A 2,519-nucleotide genomic window follows, 5' to 3' on the forward strand; every position below is an offset into this window, starting at 1 on the left:
GGTCTTTACTATACAACAAATAGAGGTGTCAGATATGGCATTAATTATCAAGCTAGTTCACCTACTGTTCGACCAGGTACCTCTTTTAATATTATTCCTTCAGATAAAAAATACAGAGCTAGTGGAGTTGGTTTATCAGGCGCGACATCTTGGGCTACAGGACGTGTATATGGTATGAACGGAGCACACGAAATCGAGGTTAGCGTAAGATTTTAATAGTGAGGTATTAGAAAATGAGAAAAAAAACTTTTATGCTTTCCTATATTTTAGTTCCCTTTTATAATTTTGTTGTTTACCACTTATGTAAATATACAAAGATTTTTCTCTAGATTTGATGCTGTGGAAGTAACTATTGGAACATTTATAGTCGTGATTATTTTTATATTACTCTATTTACTGACTTATTTTAATAATTTTTATGATATAAAAATCCAGATTATATCTATAATTTTATTAATAGTTTATATAATTATATCTTACGATAATCGAGTTAATTTTTTTTCATTTAATCGCCTGTATATAATCCCTATAATTGCTTTTTACTTATCAAATTTTATTATTACTTATTTTAATAAAAGAAATGATGTTATAAAAAATTAACCGTAAGAAAGCCCCCTGACGAAAGTCGAAGGGGGTTTTTATTTTTGTTTGAGGTTTTAGGAGCGACAATTTTTGGAGACCACGAAAACCTCAAATCGTATCAGCTAATTGACCCGTTGGGGTCGCTGATACTCGGCTTGGAAAAGCCGAATAGCCGTCTGCAAGACCCCTCGGCGAGCCCACCTTTACGAAGTAAAGTATAGTGGGTTATACTTTACATGGAAGCTGTACCGAAGTTAGGAGTGTTTATATGTCATTTGTAGTGGCGAGAATGCAGAAGATGAAAGCTGGCAATTTAGTCGGCATAGGTAATCATAATCAACGGTTAACTGACAATCATTCAAACAAAGATATTGATACGGAACGCTCGTATTTGAATTATGACTTAGTCAATCGAACAGACAATTACAAAACGGATATTCAGCAATTTATTAACGAAAATAAATCGAGTAGTCGTGCTGTCAGAAAAGATGCTGTATTAATAAACGAATGGATCATAACTTCTGACAACCAGTTTTTTAAAAGATAAAGACGATAAAGAAATTAAAGACTTTTTCGAACAGTCGAAAGATTACTTCGCTGAAAAATTTGGTGATGAGAATATCCGCTACGCTCAAGTTCACTTAGACGAAACAACACCGCATATGCATTTAGGGATTGTGCCATTTAACGCTGAACATAAGCTAACAGCAAAGACTGTTTTTAATCGTCAAGCCTTACAGGCGGTACAAGACGAATTACCAAATTATTTAAATGAGCGTGGTTTTGAGCTTGAACGTGGCGAAAAAGGTTCAGAGCGTAAAAATTTGACGGTGCCTGAATATAAAAAGGCAAAGGACGAATTAAAAGAGATGACTACCACGCTGGAACAGCGAAAGTCAGAAGTTTTAGCGTTATCGAACGATAAAACACCAACAATCAACAAAGAAAGTTTAGATTTAAAAGACGAAACAAAAACGGTCAAAGTACCAAGTGGCGAAACGATTGGAATTGGTAAGTTACGTCATGAATTTACGAAAAATGAAGAACGAAAAACAGGAAATGTGATTATCCCTGAAAGTAAATTAAATGCTTTAATACAAGGCTATGAAGATTTATATAAATCGAATGAGCAACTAAAAAAATATGCAGAAACAGATTTACCAAAAAGAATTGATTACGTAAAAGGCAAATACAAAGAAGTAGTGCGTGATTACAATGATTTGGCAGATAGATTTAATAATAATTTAGAGAAAATTGATTCGTTGGAGAAAGAGAATAAATCACTTAAAAACGAAATTAAGGGCATTTACAGAGGTTTTAATCAGTTTATGGAAAATACCCTTGGTGCAACTGTTGGACAAGCTAAAAAGCTCATGAATAACCTTGTGAGCGAAATTAAAGAGTTTGTAAAAGGTGGAGAGTTTGAAAAAATTCATAGAAATGAAACTCGAACACGAGATAGAGATGAATTAAGTCGTTAGAAGCTCATATTTGCGTTTTAAGGCGTTTTAAATCAATTCGAGTATATTTATACCTGTTAAGGTCTTTTCGTCGGCATAAGCGTTAAAATTTGCGAAATAAGGCTATGCAAGGGCGAACAACGTGAGCAACGTTTACCCTTGCATAGCCTTTTTGAGTAAATTAGCTTTTGCAAACCGACAGAAAAGCCAACAGGTATGCTTGTTTAGCTACTTTTCAGAGGCAGGGTCAAGCGTCTTACGCTTGTTGGGTGTGGGCGAATAGCCCACGGTTTTATTGTTTTAGAAATTGGGAAATGAACTGGGGGGGAGATTTTGAAAAAATCGACCAACTTCTGGGGGGTACTACGACAATTCCCCTTTTTCTTGAAAATAAGGGGTTTAAGGGGCTTTGCCCCTTTTTTAATGGCTTGCGTCAGCAAGGCGTCCTTTTTTTATTTTTTCTTTTCTCTTTTTTTT

3 protein-coding genes are annotated in these 2,519 nt (G+C 34.7%); all 3 read left to right on the forward strand.

The annotated features are described in order from the left end of the window. A partial coding sequence (locus HMPREF3116_RS08955) for a hypothetical protein (protein ID WP_168125760.1) occupies positions 1-216 on the forward strand: 216 nt, incomplete at its 5' end. A 634-nt stretch (positions 217-850) separates the two neighbouring features. After that, on the forward strand, positions 851-1,129 hold the full coding sequence (locus HMPREF3116_RS09270; protein WP_070467398.1) for a plasmid recombination protein: 279 nt from the start codon (positions 851-853) through the stop codon (positions 1,127-1,129). Positions 1,130-1,142: 13 nt separating this feature from the next. Then, entirely contained in the window at positions 1,143-2,063 is a 921-nt protein-coding gene (gene mobV, locus HMPREF3116_RS02095) for a MobV family relaxase (RefSeq protein WP_256365711.1), read from the forward strand. Positions 2,064-2,519: the final 456 nt, after the last annotated feature.

It is taken from the genome of Aerococcus sp. HMSC10H05, assembly GCF_001806975.1.
GTDB lineage: Bacteria > Bacillota > Bacilli > Lactobacillales > Aerococcaceae > Aerococcus > Aerococcus viridans_B.